Genomic DNA, 15,093 nt, shown 5'->3' with positions numbered 1-15,093 from the left:
TCATGTACAAGGTTTATGGCGATTACCGCTCGGGCAACTGCTACAAGGTCAAGTTGATGCTCAACCTGCTCGGCATCGCGTATGAGTGGGTGAATGTCGATATCTTGAACGGCGACACACAGACCGCCGAGTTCCTGGCGAAGAACCCCAACGGCAAGATCCCGGTCCTGGAGCTCGAAGACGGCACCTGCCTGTGGGAATCCAACGCGATCCTCAACTTCCTCGCCGACGGCAGCGAATTCCTGCCCAGCGAACCGCGCCTGCGTACCCAAGTATTGCAGTGGCAGTTTTTCGAGCAGTACAGCCACGAGCCGTACATCGCGGTGGCACGGTTTATCCAGTTTTACCTGGGGCTGCCGGAAGATCGGCTGGAGGAATACAAGACCACCCACAAAGGCGGCTACAAGGCCCTGCGGGTCATGGAAAAACAGCTGCAAGCCACGCCATACCTGGTGGGCGACCAGTATTCGATCGCCGATATTGCGCTATATGCCTACACCCACGTGGCCCATGAGGGTGGTTTTGACCTGAGCCCTTATCCGGCCGTACAAGCCTGGCTTGCCCGCGTGGCCAGCCATCCGCGGCATGTGCCGATGCTCGACTGATAGGCGCGATTCCACTGTGGGAGCTGGCTTGCCTGCGATGGCGGCGTGTCAGTTGATGGATAGTTGACTGACACGCCGCCATCGCAGGCAAGCCAGCTCCCACAAGGGGTGATGCCTGCCTGTCAGATCGCGGCGAAGCGCTTGTCCAGGTAATCGATGATCACCTTGGAGTCATACATCCAGGTGGTCTGGCCGTTTTCTTCGATACGCAGGCACGGCACCTTGATCTTGCCGCCTTGGGTAAGCAGCGTCTGGCGGTCTTGCTCGTTGTTCTTCGCATCCTTGAGCGCCACCGGCACATTGAGGCGGTGCAGGGTGCGGCGGGTCTTCACGCAGAACGGGCAGGCATGGAATTGATACAGGGTCAGGCCCTTGGCCGCTTCATTGACCTGCGCCTGTTGCTCGGCGGGGCGCTGTTTTTTCCGAGGGCGGGTAAGGAAGTCGCCCGCGATGATGACGTGGCCGAGGCCCACTCGAAGTGCTTTGACGAACATGGCTGAAACCTCTTGCCCATGACAGAAGGGGCCGCAGCTTACCTGATTTCTACAGGCGAAAAAAAACCGGCGATGAATGCCGGTTTTTTCTGACGCAGCCTGTTACTTGATCAGGCTGAGGAACTCGCTGCGGGTCGCCGCGTTTTCGCGGAACTCACCCAGCATCACCGAGGTGATCATCGACGAATTCTGTTTCTCCACACCGCGCATCATCATGCACATGTGCTTGGCCTCGATCACCACCGCAACGCCCAGGGCACCGGTCACCTGCTGGACCGCTTCGGCGATCTGGCGGCTGAGGTTTTCCTGGATCTGCAGGCGACGGGCATACATATCGACGATCCGCGCGACCTTCGACAGGCCCAGGACCTTGCCGCTGGGGATGTAGGCGACATGGGCCTTGCCGATGAACGGCAGCAGGTGGTGTTCGCACAGCGAGTACAACTCGATGTCCTTGACCAGCACCATTTCACTGTTGTCGGAGCTGAACAGGGCACCGTTGGTGACCTCTTCCAGTGTCTGCTCATAGCCGCGGCAAAGGTACTGCATGGCCTTGGCGGCACGTTTTGGCGTGTCGAGCAGGCCCTCGCGGGAAACGTCCTCGCCGATTTGGCCGAGGATCGCTGTGTAATTCTGTTCCAAAGTCACAGGGCGGTATTCCGTATGGGTTTCAGAGCGGTACGGTTTCTGCCTGTACCAATTTTGTACCATTCAGGCTTTGTTCAAGCTTCCCGAGCTCGCTCCAATCTTCGCTGGAGTTTATCCATCGGGCGTAAGTGGACAGCAGCATTTGCACGCTGTGACCAAGCTGATTTGCTATGAACCCGAGGTTCATGCCTGCCATTAGGCACATAGTAGCGTACGTGTGCCGACAGTTGTATTGCCGACGGCTTCGGATCTTCAATTTTACCAGAGCCGCCTGGAAGTGTTTGTCGGTCACGCTGGCCTGCTGGATGTACTCAAAGTTCCTTGTCGGCGGGAACACATACGGCGATTGCTTATGCTGCCGGCGGCTCTGTTTGGCTCGCAGCGCGGCGACTTTCTCCGCTTCTTCTATAGCATTCAGGGCTCGGCTGTTGAGCATCACCCGGCGCGATTCCCGGGTCTTGGTCCGCTCTTCGATCTTGTAGTCAGCAACAATTCTGCAGATATTGGCCACTCTGGCCTCTTTATCTACCTCACCCCAGCGCAACGCCGCTATCTCACCAGGCCGCATGCCGGTGTAAAACGCAAACTCAAAGTAGGCTGCGTACACCCGCATTGAACCGGTCAGCACCTGATACAGGTGCCCAATAACCCGATCCGCTTCCTCTACCGTAAACGGATCCACAGCCTTTTTTGCCTTCGTCGGCAGTTCAATTGAGTTTGCAGGGTTGCGCGTGAGCAGCTCATCCTTCACGGCCGTCTCAAGCAGTGTGGTAAGCCGCTGAATTACCGACCGCTTGACGGTTGGCGACTTCCATTCTGTTTCGCTCACGATCTTTCTGAGCATCGGCGACGTGATTTGATCCATGGGGATCAGCGCCAGGTGGGGCATCCAGTAGAGGTTAAGCGAAATTCGGTAGTTTTTCCGGGTTCCGGTTACCACTTCCCGCCCATTTAGCCACGCCTGGGCATACTCCCCGAACAGTGGAGTGGCTGAATAAGTGGAGTATGTCGAGTTTGGGAACAGCTCGGCGTAACGCTGCTCGTCCATCACGCCGTGCTTAATCAGGCTGGTTACTGTAGCGCGAAGATCTGCGGCCGCTTTAATGCCCTTTGGCGTTTGGGGATAGGGGAGGGTTTCGCAGCGACGAAACTTCCAGGTGAAGCGAATCCGGACGGACTGTCCGGCAAGCTCAACGCCGGCGGGCATTCCCATTGGCTTTCTAGCCATTTCTCATATCTCCAAAAGCTATAGTAAATCTTCCCGTCATACTCATTCCAAACACCCCTGGGGATAACTCCCCGCTGACGCTTCCCTTCCAGGGCGCGCTTCGTGGTGCCGACGAGTAAGGCGAATTCCTTTTCCGGGATCTTGTCCGACCTGAGCGGTTCGTCCAGCTGTTCGGCTGCTGCCATGTCTACCTCCCGCCGCCCGCTGTAGGCCGCGCTGTCTTGATGATGTGGATGATGAAACCGAAGGTGAGCAGCATCCAGGCGACGGAGCCGGCGAATGCTGCGACCAGGGTCTGGTCGGTACCGGTCGAGAGCAGCTCCGGTACCTGCCAGAAAAACCAGAAGGTGGACCCCGCCACGTACAACACGATGGCCGTGATGAGCAGGGTGAGTTTCGTTGCGTACATGGGGTGTCCTTGCCGCGCTGGGCGGCAGAAGTTGATAGCGAAGTGCCTCGATGGCGAAGGGTGCGAATAGGAGCTACAAATACTGTTCAAACTGGCTCATGTGTCTGGGAGGGCGCGTGTCACACAATCTCGATGTTCCAGTCGTTCACGCCTATCGGGGGCATACGTTGTTTCTCAAGTTCGAATGGAGGCGACCAAACGATGACGTGCCCGCATTTGCGAGAATCATCGAGCCGGCAGCCGTTGCTGGGTTGGGCGAAGTCGCCGCCGAGCTGACGGGTCCATGGCCTGATTATCCGGCGGCACTGGGTGATGCAATGGCAGCTGCGGAACGATGGATCGACAGCCAGTTACCGTGAGTTCGCTCACCGGCAGGCATGTAGGGGGATTGGGGTTAGGGGTGTTTCATGAACGTGATCCAGTGCGTTTTCTCGCGCTTCCCAGACTTGTGGCCAAACAATGGCTGTTCGTCGGTAAGCGCCAAGATTTCGCTGACCCGGACCTGGGTCTCGTTCCACTTGAAGATCAGGAACTGTCCGGGCCGAAGAACCCGGAAGCACTCCGCAAAACCTTTGCGCAGATCGTCGCGCCAGTCGTCGGTCAGGATTCCGTACTTCAGCCGCAGCCAGCTTTCGCGCCCGGCGCGCACCAGGTGCGGGGGATCGAATACCACCATGTTGAAGGTGGCGTCGGGGAATGGGAGGTGCCGGAAGTCCATGATCACGTCCGGCTCTACCTTCAAAACCCGGCCATCACACAGCACATGCTCTTCATCGCGAATGTCGCCGAACAGGGCGCGCTGGTCGCCTTTGTCGAACCACATCATGCGGCTGGCGCTGCAGGGGTCGAGGATTTGCGCATTCATCGGCAACACTTTTCCTTGCCGCTATAGCGGCTGACTTTGAAGGGGGAGGGGTTACAGGTTTTGCGGGTGGAGTACGGATGTACTCCTATCGGGATTTGGCGCTCTGCCGCGACAGCTCAAGGGCATCTTCGCCTTGCTGAGTCATTTCCCACAGTGCAGGGCTGCGCTGCACACGATTCAGTAGGCCGAGCTGGGTGAGCAGGTCAAACCAGTGCCGCCCGATGTCTGCACCTTGGCCGTCATCCGCACACTCTTGAAAGCGTTCCAGTTTGCGGATCACCTTTTCAGCGAATGGATGCATCTGCGTTGCTGCGTTCAGCCGAACCTGCAGAGCATCGCGCTCGCGGATTGCCTGAGCGTGCTTGCCGCGCCAGTGCAGCACGGCGTCCAGTTCTTCAACTGTTTGAATTACCTTGCTCATGCTCATAGCCTCAATTGTCGGTGCCGGTGTAGGTGCGCCATGGCACCTTTACGCCGTTGACCAGAAAGCCCCAGTCACCACGCCACTTGCTGGTGATGAAGAGTGTGTAGACGCCTCCGGGCGAGACCTCATCGATTCGGTGGTACTCGCCGTGGTATAGGCGCGCGGTGTCGCCCGGGTTTCGACTCTTCATCGAAAGCTTGCAGAGATCATCCTGATCCTCCCGCCAAAGCAGGGGGCGCCCGGGTGTCAGCATGTCGAAGTAGGTTGCAGGATCCAGCCGCTCCTCGGTGTACCAGCCGAGCAGGATGATCGTGCGGGCGTTCCATGGGTGGTCATGCAGATCCCGGTCTTCGTCGTGCCGCATGATGTGGTGGATGCGGAACGACCAAGGACACCACCACAGCGCTGGCTTGTGCGTTTCGCGGGAGTAGGGGTTGAACAGCCACCATCGGCCCATGTACATCTCGGTGCCGTCGGCGGACATGATGTGCAGGTATGGTGTGCGCTGGCGCGGATGATGAGCCAGGCGGCAACCGCCGGGCGCGCAAGCAGCTTGGCGACCAGGCGCCAGAACAGGTTGATCACGGGGAGTCCTTGCCGGGCCATGCCCGGGCGGTGGAGTGAGTTCAGTTTTCAAGCTATGGACTGGTAGCAGCGCGAGCTGAGATGATCACAATCTTTAGGGCGAGATCCGCAGTGATGGAGAGAAGGACGGTAGGGATTATTTTGGCTGCTGGATTAGCATTACTCGTTGGAAAGGGGGTACTCGATAGCAAAAACAACCCGAATCCAGCTAGTAACCCGAGCTATGTAGCTGCCGAGACCAAGGCTGCACCTGCACCTGCTCCAGTAAGCCAGGCAGTTGAGGCTACGAAGGCAGAAGATTCAAAGTTCAGTTACGACCTTTCCAATGCCCACAGCAGTCGGAATCTCAGCAAGGCCGATCTCGCTTGGCATGCTTTAAATACCTACGGCTGGGACTGCTCAGAAGTTATTGCTGAGAAACAGCCACCCGCCGAAAAATACTCGGTGATTACTTGCTCCAGCGGATTGAAGCTGCGTGTCTACAGGCGAAGTGATGCACACCCCATCATCCGCAACATGAAAGGTGGTTATGAGTGAAGCTGCCTCAGAAGGCGGCGGCCGATCCAGCGGACCACGGTGACTGCTTTGCTGTTGCCGATCGCCTTGTAGCGGGGACCGTCGGGGCATTCGCAGCCAGGCTTGCCGCGCCAGGGGATCAGGGTGTAGTTGTCGGCCATGCCCTGGAGGCGTTCGCACTCGCGTGGAGTGGAGCGCCGAATCCTGGAGTCCGAGAGAATATGTGGTGTGCCTCCCGGGTCTGGTGCGTGATCGCCTGCTTGGAGGGTGTGAGTGAGTTCACCAGTCAGCGCGCCGTTGCGAACATCGACACCGTGTACGAAGAACGTCTCGCTTTCAATATCAAGTCGGCTGTCCTTGGCGGTGAGCGTTGCCGACCGCTCGATCGAGCCGCCCAGACTGTGCCCGCCAAATGCCGGTATCCCACCGAACATATCGACAGCCGGCCCTTCGTCACCCTCGCAGCTCGGGCATCCGTACTGGCCTAGGGATTCAGCGAAGACGAATCCGCATCCACACTGGAGCGCAGGGCCGAAAGGAGCTGTTCCGGTAACGTCTTGCCCCTCGCCTCGGCGCGGCGCAGTATCCCGGCGCACGCCTTCTCGCTCAAAAAGTACCTCGGCAGGATCGAACCCGTCTCTAGCACTTGCGACAACGAACACACGACGGCGTCGTTGGGCCAGGCCGAAATATTGGGCGTCCAGGACCCGCCACGCGATTGTTCTTTTGGATCCATACACACAACCAGCGTCCTGCCATTTCTTCCCTGGAGGCTGCAGCTCGCAGTCTTCCCCAGCAAGCGCGCCAAGAAAGCATCCGAAGGCGTTCCCTTTGTCGCTGAGGACGCCAGGGACGTTCTCCCAGACGATGACGCTGGCGGGCTTTCGCTGGCCGGCGCGAACATAGTCAACTGCATCTGCAAGCTCCACGTATTTGATGGTGAGGGCGCCGCGAGGGTCGGTGAGGCCTTCGCGCATACCGGCGACTGAGAAGGCCTGGCATGGGGTGCCGCCGACCAGTACGTCCGGCGCCGGGATCTTGCCGGCCAGCACCTGGGCGGCAAGCTTGGTCATGTCGCCGTGGTTCGGCACGTCGGGGTAGTGGTGGGCCAGGACCGCCGATGGGAACGGCTCAATCTCGGCGAACCAGGCGCCCCTCATTCCTAGCGGGTGCCATGCTTGTGTTGCAGCCTCGATGCCGGAGCAAACTGAGCCGTAGGTGATGGTCATGGCAGTTCTCGATGTCTGAGTGGGTTACGCGGCCTGGTCTTGCTGCTTCGGCGGCCACTCCGAAAACCCCACGCGGGGCGCCTTTGTTTTGGGGTTGATGATCGGCTTTCCCTTGGCGTCCACCAGTACAGCCTTGGCCCTGATCTGCATGTCGCGGCATCTCAGCGTCTTGCGGGCCAGCTCAATGAACTGCTCGGCGTACTGCGGCGCGTCGAAGAGCGGTGAGAGCTGGCGAACCGTACCCCCCCCCATAATCTTCTCGGTGCGCTTTGCGACCAACTCCAGCCATTCGGCTTCGGGGATTGGCTCGACGCCGCCAGGTGCCTTGGCATTCTTGCGGGTGCCCGCCGTCTTCTTGCGGGCCTCTGTCATGGCGACATCGAGGGTCATTCCAAACACTGCAAAGGTGCTCATGGGTTATCTCCAAGCGTGCGCCTGCCTCGCCGGCTGGCGTGTTTCGTTGATATGGGGTATTACGGGTGACCGGCATGGAGCCGGATCTAGGGGGTGCATCGTGACAAAGCGGGCTAAGGCGAGCTTCACCGTAAATCAATATGCGAGCAGTCATCAGTCATGGATCGCCATTGAATTAGATGGCGAGGAGGACGGCATGACTCGAGATCTTTTCGGGTTTGATCTGAAGCCCGGAACGACTTTTGAACGGGCAAAGCAAATTGCCCAATTTATGAACGAGAACTTGGAAGAGTTCACATTCATTAACATGACGCCAGACTCCGATCGCAGGTAGTAGCTCAGCGCAATAGGTGAGGGCGGGTCAGGCCGTGATGCGCTCGCCAATCACCTTGGTGGTGAAGCTCACCGAGTACTCGGTTGTCAGTTCGAACAGGCCGTTGCAGGTGTCGCACTCCATGTTCTTGTCGCCGTAATCCTCGCTTTCAATGTGGATCACAGTGGCGCAATGCGGGCATTTGCATTCGTCCTGGCCGCGATAACCCCACTCGTCATAGTCGGTCTCGGCGACCTTGGCCAGCGCTTCGGCCTTCGCAACGGCGTCTTCTGCGTCCTGGCAAGGCTTGCAGGTGAAGCCGTCAGGATGGCCCCACGGTGTTTCCGTGAGCTTCGAGCGGTGGGTGCTGCACAAGCGGCAAACGTTGTGCTTATCGCACACCACGTAGCTGTACTTCTCACCGGTTCCGTTGCACTTGGCGCAACCAGACACCCAGTACCAGGCGCCATCGATTCGCTCGGCGTACAGGCCATTTTCCGGGGGCCGTAGGCTGACTTCAGGCAGGTCAGTAGTGGTGCGGTGAAATCGGTGATGATCCGCCCCGTTCCACACGTTGAGACTGCCGTTGCGCTGGCGCTGGGTCCACTCACCCGGTATCTCCGTGATCAGGATCTTGGTGTTCTTGTCCATGGCACTCTCCCTTTAGGCAGCCTTCCGCTGATCCAGCACCAGTTGGCGAGCCGCTTCAAACTCGCTGCCGAGGATCTCGGCGGCGCCCTCGATGCTCTCGTTTCCATCCTCAAGCCGTAGGCCGAGGTTCAGGTACACGACCCCGTCCAACTCGAAGAACACACCGCCGCACATCCACAGCGCGCCCGGGTTCAGGCCGATCGCCTCCCATGCCTCGTCCATGTCGATACTGGCGGGGCAATGCTCCTTCCACAGTGCCGAAAGGCGCTCATGCTCGACGACCTGTGCGGCGCGCGCCTCCTTCGGCGTACCCTTTGCAGGCTTGGCGCTGGAGCGAAGGGTGCGGTAGTCGTACTGGTCGGGTCGGCACCAGTGCACGTCCAGTTCGCGACTATCACTGATCTTCACGCCGCCGACGTAGCTTCGATTACCTGACCGCATCGGCGAGGCAGCACCACCAAACACCTGTCCAAGCTTGGCGCGCTGGGCGTCCCACTCTTTGCGTTTGGCTTCCCAGGCGATTACTGCGGCAACCACGGCCGGGGCGGTGGTCTTGTACATGTAGCTGCTCATGGATTATCTCCAGTCTGGCGCCGCCCTCCGGTTACCGGATGCAGCGAGTAGGGTGGGTTATGCTGGTGTTTCGATTTCGTCGTCCGGCTCAGGCGGGTCGGCGGCGAGCGACTTCAGCCCCGCCTCCCGGATGAGGCGAGACACCTTTTCAGTAACAACAAAAGGTGTCGTGACACACTTGAGCATCTGCGCCGCCGTTTCAAAGTCGGCGGCGATCACGTTGCGCAGCAGGGTCTGGTACACCTCCTGCTGGTTGTTGAAGCCGTGCTGCTTCATCAGGCGCTTGAGGTCGGCCTTGAAGATGCCGGCCACCTCAATCGTAAATTTCTCGACGCCCAATGCAGCGTCCTTCGCTGCTGCCTTCTCGCGCTTGCGTCGCTGCTTCAAGGCTTCCGCCGTCGGCTGTTGCTCTTCCTCGGCCATGGCCTACCTCTTCGGTTTGATGTGCAGGCAAATCAAGCCATGCCTGCCGCCGGCGTTGCCGCACCTGGTTGTTGATCCGCTTCACAGGCTGCCGGCGAACTTGAAGCCGTTTTCCTGAGCGATCAGCCTGGCCCGCTTGCTGTCGGTGCCGAGCTCTTTGGCGGCCTCGATAGCAGTCAGGCCTGCCTCAGCCAGTTCCTTCAGCCTGGGCGCATCCTTGTCGCGGGCAGCCTTCAGCTTGATGCTGCGGGTACTCTTGATAGGGCCATTCACCTCGCCGGTGACGCCGCTGGCGATCTGCTCAGCCTTCTTGCCGGAGCCGAAGAAAGCATCCAGCTGCCGGTTCAGTTCCTCGCTGATCGTGTCCCGAGGGTTAGCCATCGGTACGCCGATCATTGCGACCAACCTTCGATGTTGATCTTCTTGCCGTCTGCGCGAGCTTCCAGCACCTGGGCGCGATTGATCGCAGCCTTCCAGGTGAAGCACAGGCCCATGACCTTGCCGGTGGAGCGCTCGACGACGTGATAGGCGCCTTTGCCCTTGTTGATCACCTGGTAGCGAATCTCTTGCACTGGCTGCTCCTTGCCGATCAAGGCGAACAGGGCGCTGGTGGCGATGGATGCTCGAACGCGGAGGGCCGCAAGCCCTTCGGACCGTTGTTGAATTGATGGATGCATGGCTCGACCCTCGATGTTGGTTGGCGTGTATTCGTCAGCACCCTGACCGCCTGGCGGGTGCCGGTGGGCCCAGGGGAGGGTGCTGACGGGTAAACGCGAGATGTAAAAAAGCCCGAGGATTCCCCGGGCTTTTTTGGTTGGCATCACGAAGACCTCCCTACGTGACAGCCTCCCAGGCCCGCTACTGGCGACGGCCTGGGTTTGAATCATCAACGATGTTTTTGAGCTTGGGGTGGCCTACCGATTGTTCGGCCAGTGCGCGGTGACACCGATGGCCCAGATGCCCGCTGCCTGTCAGGTGGTGTGGCGCAGCCTTCAGGCTTTCTGCGCTACCAGGGTGAAGCTGTTAATGCTGCATTGGTGCAAACCCTCCGTGCTGAGTTGTTCGGTCGGCCGGCACCGCCCGGCATGTATCTGGCTTGGTTGCCCGTACCGTGGGCATCCCCTGGATTCGACCGATTGAAGAAAGGGGTTATGCCAGCAGCACTGGCTGCTCGGCCCGGCGCACCATCCGCACCTGGGCGGTACGGCGCTCCGGTGTTCGGCGATCACGGCGCATTGCGTCGTCACCGATCATTGCGTGCATGGCGATCAGGCTGGCCAGGACAAAGCACATCGGCGAGATGATCTGCCGGCGCATGGCCTCGGCCACCATCGCGGTCTGGCGAGTTACGCCAAGCTTGAACATGGCGCAGGAAAGGCGCTTGGCCACGGTGCAGGCCGCCACGCCGTGCAGCCTGGCTATTTCCTTTGCCGTCTTGCCCTGGGCAGCGGACAGCAAGTACTGAAGTTCTCGCGGCGCAAGACCACGGCCGAGATGACCCTTCCATGCGCCGTTAACGATTGTTGCTTCCATCGTTGTGACTCCCGGTTGTTTTCCCGTCTGGCCCTGTTGCCAAGGCCAGCCAGTGAAATCGTTCCGTTCTGCTTAAAGAGCTTGATCCAGTCGGTCCCGCTTTCCGGGGCTGGGAGATCACTTCGCTGATCCCTTGCTATCTGGCGGCCTCACCAGTCGTGTATCACCGAGTACTGCTCGGCGATGGAGTAAATTTAGAAAACTAAACAGAATTCGTCAACAGTTATTTTAGTTATCTTAACTCTCTTGGTGGCGAAGTACGCTTTAACGCTGATTGCGTCAAGACTTACGCGATTGGAAAAGTTCGGATAACCTGCGCGGATAACTGTATGGATATACAGCAACCAAGGAGCAGCTGATGGCGAGCCCGCAGAAGAAACCTCAACAGCAAACGCCTGTCTCAGGAGTTGAGCGCCTGACGCTCAGAGTTTCCAGCATGATCAACCACCCCATCGCCCAGGATCGGAAGCGGGCTACCATCCACAGGCTTGAGAGCGATGGAGAGCGCGAGTGGGAGGAGGTAATGGGCGTTCTCGCCGACGTTGACGGTATTGAGATGACGTTCAACGATGAAGATGAGTCGGTCACTTTGAGCTGGGAAGCTGCGGCCGACGAAGATCCTCGGGTCCAGGATCTTGATGAGTTAGATGCGGTTGAAGAGGTCGCGCCTTTCTGAGGCGCATAAAAAAGCCCGCTAGAGCGGCGGGCTTTTGGTTACGCCTTTCGGGCATTCCAGATCAACAGTACCTTGGCGTGGATCGTCACGTCGTCAATTCGAGCTGTTTGGTTTTCATAGTGTTTGTTGTCGGATATCAGCCTGTAGCACTCTTCGTCCAGGCGCATTACACGCTTGATGTACAGCTCTCCATGCCAAGTCAGAACGTATATCCCCTCACCGATGAAATCCTTCACACCCTTGTCGACTATCACGAGGTCTTTATCGTTGATGGTCCCTTCCATGCTCTGGCCCCATCCGTTGATCATGCCGAGCGATGAAGCGGAGGTGTAAGTGACCCCTTTCTCGCGCAGAATCTCCTCGCGCACAACAAGATTTCGAACGACCTCGGTGTAGTCGGGTGGCACCTGGCCGTGCCCCATAGCCGCTCGGATATCGTATTGAGGAATGACGATTTCCTCGTTGGTGGGTCGAAGGCTCGACAGGTGCCCAGGGACGAAACCACCGCCGTGCTCGGCTGGGCTATCTGCTTGCTCTGCTGCCGCGAGCATCGTCTCCCGAGCCTTTTCTGAAAGATTCTTTCCGGCCCTGGACGCGAGCATTTTGGCCATCAACTCAACCGTGGACATGCCGGCCTTGGTGTCGTCGGTGGATGCCTGATCCGGCGTACCCACGCCATCGGACAACCAATCCGGCGAGCAATCCAGAGCCTTTGCCAGCGCCAGAAGGTTTTTGCCCTTTGCGCCATTCGTCCCGCTCACCCAGAAACTGACCGTCGCCTTTGATACGCCAGTCAGTTTGCTGATGTCGGTGGCGCTGAGATTGAGCGCCTTCATGCGTGAGGTCACGCGGTCTTTAAAGTCCATATTTAGGATTCTAAACAATTCGATGTTTAGATAACTTGCCTTGTGTTGTTAAGAACTCTAAACTCGCCAAAGACAATGGAGACCCACCCCATGACCTTCGACGAAGCCCTGAAACATTTCCGCACCGGTCGCGCCATCGGTGACGCGCTCCGCGTTAGCGGTAGCCGCGTTTCCCAGTGCCGTGCGGCGGGTGGATTTTCGTACCCAATGCAGTGCGTTCTTGAAAAGGAGTCCGACGGTGCATTGATCGCCAAGCGAGACGATGACCCGGCCCAGCCGATGAAACAGTCCGCTTAAGCTTTTCAATGACGCCATTTTCCGCCTTGGCGGGAGGGCCGGATAGAGATTTTGGGTTAGCTGTTAATTCATACAGTGCATAGGAAGGGAATAGAGATGGCAGACAAGAATGTTGAATCAGGATTTCCAGTGGATGGCGGGGTAGACGAGAAGCTCGCCTACCTCACCAAACAGATTGCGCCAGGCGTCATGTTTTCCAGTGATCGCGAAATCAATGGTCAGCCGGTCTGGTCGCTCATGAACGATGGAGGCTTTGTACTCAATGGTGCACAGGTTCGCTCTGCGCCAAAGCCAGGATGTTTTCGTGCGGGTGTGAAATCACTTTTAGTGCGGCTTCGTACGCATCTTTCTCGCGCTCACCTGTAACTCCAGGGCCTGGGTTTGCAATGAAATATTCAGCCGCCTTCGTTAACGCCTCTCCGTCAAATCCTGGCGTAGCACGAGCAACAGCAACAAGGGATGCAAGAGCTGCAAGCAACCCGCGTTCAAAAGGTGATGCGTTAGTCATGTCCGGTCTCCGTGACCTTTTCGAGTGGAATCAGAAAGCTACCACGGATGCACCGGACACCCATAACGCCTGAATCGCAGGCATAAAAAAACCGCCTGGCAGGGCGGCTTAGTACAGCGTTTAACGGGGTCAATAATGATCAATCAAGACAGAACAGTCAACACCTCCAGGAGCGTCGCGACACCTTCAGCCCATCTTAAATATGTGTCGCGACACCTCACTTCATCCCCTGCGGTCAATCAAATCATCAAAGGGAGCTCGCTGTGAGCGTCCAGGCAATGTCATGGGCGCTTTCTCTGCCCATCCAATCACTAAAAGACTCCAGCGCTCGGCACGTACTGCTGTGCCTGGCCAACTACGCCGGCTCAAATGGTGCTGGCGCGTTCCCGTCGGCAAAAACCCTTACCGATGACACCGGTCTTTCCGAACGAACAGTCCGTATCAAGCTCGACCTGCTGGAAGAGTGCGGCCTGATCGTTCGCGGAAATCAGGCATTGGCTGCGGTGTACATCGACCGTCATGACCGCCGCCCGGTTGTGTATGACCTCATGATCAAGCGGGGTGCAGCACCTGCACCCCGTCCAGATGTAACGGGGTGCAGCCTTGGTCAGAACGGGGTGCAGCCTGCGACAGAACGGGGTGCAGCCACTGCACCCAATACATCATCTAACCATCAATTAACCGAAGAGCAGCAGCGCGAGCTTGCGGAATTGATTGCCGAGCAAGATCGCCAGGCCCTGGAGTCGCAAGATGATCGCCAGCGCTTCGCCATGTTCGCCGAATTCGTTCCGCCCGAAGACGCGCTGCAGACTCAACTGAAAATCGCGGGCCTGCCAGTCGACTCGATGACCGACGAACTGCTGGCCGGCTTCAAGGGTTTCTTCGTCGCCAAAACCTCCGTACTCGATACCGCTGCTGGCTGGTGTTTCAAGCTGGTGGTCTGGATCAAGCGAGAGCGCGCCCAGACCGCCGGATCCGCCTCGGTGGAAGAGGGCGCTGCCGGTGAAGACTGGGCATCGAAAGGGGTACGGCTATGAACCGAGCTAACAAACCTGTCGTGGCAAGCCAACTGGTTGCTCGCCGTCAATGCGATCCGGCCTACCAGGGCCCTGATCAGGCTCAGGCCGTTGTTCCTGTCGACCCCTCCACCCAGGCTGTCATCGACGACCTGTTCCTCCGGTTGCGCGGGGCATGTGGTGCCTGGCGACAGTCCTGGCCCACCGAGGCTGTCATGAACGCCTCTAAGCTTGAGTGGCTCGGCGAGTTCATGCGCTCGGGCATCAGCCGTATGGAGCAGATCGACCACGGCATGCGGGTAGTGAGTGCGAGCAAGTCAGCTTTTGTGCCGGCCCCTGGCGTTTTTGTCAGTTGGTGCTTTGCCCCTGAAGGTCTGGGCCTTCCGAGCGTCGAGTCTGCTTACGCACAGGCGCTCCGCAACTGCCATCCAGCCATGCGCAACTGTTCGAAGTGGTATCACCCAGCCGTCTACCACGCAACGGCTGCCGCCGGCTTCCACAGTCTGCCGCTGCTCTCCCGTGAGCTGGGCATGGCGAGCTTCGAAAAGCAGTACCTAAACCAATGCCGTCGAATCTGGCAGGGCGAGAATCTTGAGCCCGTTCCGGTCGCCGAGCTTGCTGCACCTAAACCAAAAATTACCCCCGATGTAGGCAATAGGGCCTTGGCAGAACTGCGCGCATGCCGCGCCGGAGGTTCCCGTGGTTGATCGTCTCCTGGCAACGCCCGACCCTCACCTGTACCCATACGCGGTCTTTTGCTGCTCGTTCAAGTTCGACCTTGGCGATACCCCAGACCACGCCATGGCGCTTTTTGCTGACC

General features: G+C 58.6%; 24 protein-coding genes. 7 read left to right on the top strand and 17 right to left on the bottom strand.

Annotated features, from left to right (window positions below):
* Nucleotides 1-2 precede the first annotated feature (2 nt).
* The gene (locus AC19YY_RS16560; RefSeq protein ID WP_038447277.1) at nucleotides 3-605 is read left to right on the top strand and encodes a glutathione S-transferase family protein; all 603 of its coding nucleotides are present in this window, start codon (nucleotides 3-5) and stop codon (nucleotides 603-605) included.
* A 122-nt stretch (nucleotides 606-727) separates the two neighbouring features.
* On the opposite strand, the gene AC19YY_RS16555 is transcribed toward AC19YY_RS16560, so the two are convergent.
* From AC19YY_RS16555 to AC19YY_RS16540, 4 genes are all read right to left on the bottom strand, one after another.
* Entirely contained in the window at nucleotides 728-1,099 is a 372-nt protein-coding gene (locus AC19YY_RS16555) for a glutathione S-transferase N-terminal domain-containing protein (protein WP_029300369.1), read from the bottom strand.
* A gap of 102 nt (nucleotides 1,100-1,201) precedes the next feature.
* Nucleotides 1,202-1,747, bottom strand: coding sequence for a GTP cyclohydrolase I FolE (folE, locus tag AC19YY_RS16550; protein ID WP_029300367.1), 546 nt, complete (start codon nucleotides 1,745-1,747; stop codon nucleotides 1,202-1,204).
* 22 nt (nucleotides 1,748-1,769) lie between these two features.
* Entirely contained in the window at nucleotides 1,770-2,975 is a 1,206-nt protein-coding gene (locus tag AC19YY_RS16545) for a tyrosine-type recombinase/integrase (protein WP_500604542.1), read from the bottom strand.
* A gap of 187 nt (nucleotides 2,976-3,162) precedes the next feature.
* A complete protein-coding gene (locus tag AC19YY_RS16540) occupies nucleotides 3,163-3,384 on the bottom strand; it encodes a hypothetical protein (RefSeq protein WP_169989416.1) in 222 nt (73 codons plus the stop codon).
* Nucleotides 3,385-3,500: 116 nt separating this feature from the next.
* Between AC19YY_RS16540 and AC19YY_RS16535 the strand changes: the two genes are divergently transcribed.
* Nucleotides 3,501-3,743: a hypothetical protein gene (locus tag AC19YY_RS16535; protein ID WP_060772936.1), complete on the top strand. Its 243-nt coding sequence runs from the start codon at nucleotides 3,501-3,503 to the stop codon at nucleotides 3,741-3,743.
* A gap of 35 nt (nucleotides 3,744-3,778) precedes the next feature.
* Here AC19YY_RS16535 and AC19YY_RS16530 read toward each other — a convergent pair whose 3' ends face one another.
* The 3 genes from AC19YY_RS16530 to AC19YY_RS16520 all read right to left on the bottom strand — a co-directional run bounded on the left by AC19YY_RS16530 (nucleotide 3,779) and on the right by AC19YY_RS16520 (nucleotide 5,310).
* Nucleotides 3,779-4,249, bottom strand: coding sequence for a class I SAM-dependent methyltransferase (locus tag AC19YY_RS16530; protein ID WP_463990020.1), 471 nt, complete (start codon nucleotides 4,247-4,249; stop codon nucleotides 3,779-3,781).
* Between the two features lie 85 nt (nucleotides 4,250-4,334).
* On the bottom strand, nucleotides 4,335-4,670 hold the full coding sequence (locus AC19YY_RS16525) for a hypothetical protein (protein WP_500604541.1): 336 nt from the start codon (nucleotides 4,668-4,670) through the stop codon (nucleotides 4,335-4,337).
* 10 nt (nucleotides 4,671-4,680) lie between these two features.
* Entirely contained in the window at nucleotides 4,681-5,310 is a 630-nt protein-coding gene (locus AC19YY_RS16520; RefSeq protein ID WP_500604540.1) for a hypothetical protein, read from the bottom strand.
* A gap of 29 nt (nucleotides 5,311-5,339) precedes the next feature.
* On the opposite strand from AC19YY_RS16520, the gene AC19YY_RS16515 reads away from it, so the two are divergent.
* On the top strand, nucleotides 5,340-5,795 hold the full coding sequence (locus AC19YY_RS16515) for a hypothetical protein (protein WP_500604539.1): 456 nt from the start codon (nucleotides 5,340-5,342) through the stop codon (nucleotides 5,793-5,795).
* Here AC19YY_RS16515 and AC19YY_RS16510 read toward each other — a convergent pair.
* The 8 genes from AC19YY_RS16510 to AC19YY_RS16475 all read right to left on the bottom strand — a co-directional run bounded on the left by AC19YY_RS16510 (nucleotide 5,786) and on the right by AC19YY_RS16475 (nucleotide 10,910).
* The gene (locus AC19YY_RS16510) at nucleotides 5,786-7,003 is read right to left on the bottom strand and encodes a DNA cytosine methyltransferase (protein ID WP_500604538.1); all 1,218 of its coding nucleotides are present in this window, start codon (nucleotides 7,001-7,003) and stop codon (nucleotides 5,786-5,788) included. The genes AC19YY_RS16515 and AC19YY_RS16510 overlap by 10 nt on opposite strands.
* A gap of 24 nt (nucleotides 7,004-7,027) precedes the next feature.
* The gene (locus AC19YY_RS16505; protein ID WP_170044972.1) at nucleotides 7,028-7,417 is read right to left on the bottom strand and encodes a hypothetical protein; all 390 of its coding nucleotides are present in this window, start codon (nucleotides 7,415-7,417) and stop codon (nucleotides 7,028-7,030) included.
* A gap of 361 nt (nucleotides 7,418-7,778) precedes the next feature.
* On the bottom strand, nucleotides 7,779-8,381 hold the full coding sequence (locus tag AC19YY_RS16500) for a hypothetical protein (RefSeq protein ID WP_500604537.1): 603 nt from the start codon (nucleotides 8,379-8,381) through the stop codon (nucleotides 7,779-7,781).
* Between the two features lie 12 nt (nucleotides 8,382-8,393).
* On the bottom strand, nucleotides 8,394-8,954 hold the full coding sequence (locus tag AC19YY_RS16495) for a Mu-Gp12 family protein (RefSeq protein ID WP_169872537.1): 561 nt from the start codon (nucleotides 8,952-8,954) through the stop codon (nucleotides 8,394-8,396).
* 57 nt (nucleotides 8,955-9,011) lie between these two features.
* Nucleotides 9,012-9,377, bottom strand: coding sequence for a hypothetical protein (locus AC19YY_RS16490; protein ID WP_500604536.1), 366 nt, complete (start codon nucleotides 9,375-9,377; stop codon nucleotides 9,012-9,014).
* 81 nt (nucleotides 9,378-9,458) lie between these two features.
* On the bottom strand, nucleotides 9,459-9,773 hold the full coding sequence (locus AC19YY_RS16485) for a hypothetical protein (RefSeq protein WP_500604535.1): 315 nt from the start codon (nucleotides 9,771-9,773) through the stop codon (nucleotides 9,459-9,461).
* On the bottom strand, nucleotides 9,770-10,054 hold the full coding sequence (locus tag AC19YY_RS16480; RefSeq protein WP_500604534.1) for a hypothetical protein: 285 nt from the start codon (nucleotides 10,052-10,054) through the stop codon (nucleotides 9,770-9,772). Before AC19YY_RS16480 ends, AC19YY_RS16485 begins: the two co-directional genes overlap by 4 nt.
* 472 nt (nucleotides 10,055-10,526) lie before the next feature.
* Nucleotides 10,527-10,910 carry a response regulator transcription factor gene (locus AC19YY_RS16475; protein WP_169905300.1) on the bottom strand — a complete coding sequence of 128 codons (384 nt, stop codon included), beginning with the start codon at nucleotides 10,908-10,910 and terminating at the stop codon, nucleotides 10,527-10,529.
* 358 nt (nucleotides 10,911-11,268) lie between these two features.
* On the opposite strand from AC19YY_RS16475, the gene AC19YY_RS16470 reads away from it, so the two are divergent.
* Nucleotides 11,269-11,586: a DUF1654 domain-containing protein gene (locus AC19YY_RS16470; RefSeq protein WP_500604533.1), complete on the top strand. Its 318-nt coding sequence runs from the start codon at nucleotides 11,269-11,271 to the stop codon at nucleotides 11,584-11,586.
* A 38-nt stretch (nucleotides 11,587-11,624) separates the two neighbouring features.
* On the opposite strand, the gene AC19YY_RS16465 is transcribed toward AC19YY_RS16470, so the two are convergent.
* On the bottom strand, nucleotides 11,625-12,452 hold the full coding sequence (locus AC19YY_RS16465) for a S24 family peptidase (protein ID WP_169872149.1): 828 nt from the start codon (nucleotides 12,450-12,452) through the stop codon (nucleotides 11,625-11,627).
* Nucleotides 12,453-12,542: 90 nt separating this feature from the next.
* Here AC19YY_RS16465 and AC19YY_RS16460 point away from each other — a divergent pair, with 90 nt between their 5' ends.
* Entirely contained in the window at nucleotides 12,543-12,749 is a 207-nt protein-coding gene (locus tag AC19YY_RS16460) for a hypothetical protein (protein ID WP_169955985.1), read from the top strand.
* A gap of 259 nt (nucleotides 12,750-13,008) precedes the next feature.
* On the opposite strand, the gene AC19YY_RS16455 is transcribed toward AC19YY_RS16460, so the two are convergent.
* Nucleotides 13,009-13,257, bottom strand: coding sequence for a hypothetical protein (locus AC19YY_RS16455; protein WP_463988571.1), 249 nt, complete (start codon nucleotides 13,255-13,257; stop codon nucleotides 13,009-13,011).
* A gap of 278 nt (nucleotides 13,258-13,535) precedes the next feature.
* Between AC19YY_RS16455 and AC19YY_RS16450 the strand changes: the two genes are divergently transcribed.
* Both AC19YY_RS16450 and AC19YY_RS16445 read left to right on the top strand, forming a co-directional pair.
* Nucleotides 13,536-14,294, top strand: coding sequence for a helix-turn-helix domain-containing protein (locus AC19YY_RS16450; protein ID WP_500604565.1), 759 nt, complete (start codon nucleotides 13,536-13,538; stop codon nucleotides 14,292-14,294).
* Nucleotides 14,291-14,980, top strand: coding sequence for a replication protein P (locus AC19YY_RS16445; protein ID WP_500604532.1), 690 nt, complete (start codon nucleotides 14,291-14,293; stop codon nucleotides 14,978-14,980). The genes AC19YY_RS16450 and AC19YY_RS16445 overlap by 4 nt, the downstream gene beginning before the upstream one ends.
* Nucleotides 14,981-15,093 lie beyond the last annotated feature (113 nt).

It is taken from the genome of Pseudomonas sp. MF09156 (assembly GCF_059862305.1).
Note: the sequence above shows the minus strand (reverse complement) of the source record. Positions and strands in the feature narration are given on the sequence as shown.